1 protein-coding gene is annotated in these 555 nt (G+C 40.7%); it reads right to left on the bottom strand.

Annotation, left to right across the window (positions count from 1 at the left end; all coding sequences use genetic code 11):
* Window positions 1-555: IS982 family transposase (locus tag IE226_RS45565; RefSeq protein ID WP_190087109.1), on the bottom strand; the 555-nt coding region annotated here is incomplete at both ends.

The following is a 555-nucleotide window of genomic DNA, read 5'->3' as shown; positions in this document are numbered from 1 at the left end:
CCCTGCCAATCGGTCTATTGTTTACATAATTTATATATTGCAAGACTGTGAATGCGCTAATTTTCCCGATGATTCGGGTAAACAGTCCTGGTGTTTGCTTTGCGTAATTTCTGAAGAGCATGAAGTGATCACAAAGTTGAGAGAAATTGGTCTCGATTCTCTTTCTCGCCTTTGCATAAGGCTTGAATGTTGGTCTCCAATTCTTCATATTCAGACGATATGGAACTTCCAACTTAATGCCTACAGAAGAAAACAGGTCTTGCTGTAGTTCTGCACTGAGGTAAGCACGATCACCTAGGATGCAACAGTCATGAAATTGAAACTTAACATCTTTAAGAAAATGAATGTCATGAACATTAGCTGGACTCAAATCATACGAGTGGATAACTCCACTTAACCCACAGACTGCGTGGAGTTTAAATCCATAATAGTATATCTTCTGAGTGGCACAATAGCCAAATGCTGGAGAGTTTGTCACGTCTGTTCCTTTCATCTTGCAACGCAATCCTCTGGCCAAACGGCATACCTCTATCGGTTTGGAATCCATGCAGAAAT

The sequence above is a fragment of the Streptomyces longisporoflavus genome (assembly GCF_014649775.1).
Classification (GTDB): domain Bacteria; phylum Actinomycetota; class Actinomycetes; order Streptomycetales; family Streptomycetaceae; genus Streptomyces; species Streptomyces longisporoflavus.
The sequence above is the reverse complement of the archived record's forward strand: the minus strand, read 5'-3'. Positions and strand labels throughout refer to the sequence as shown.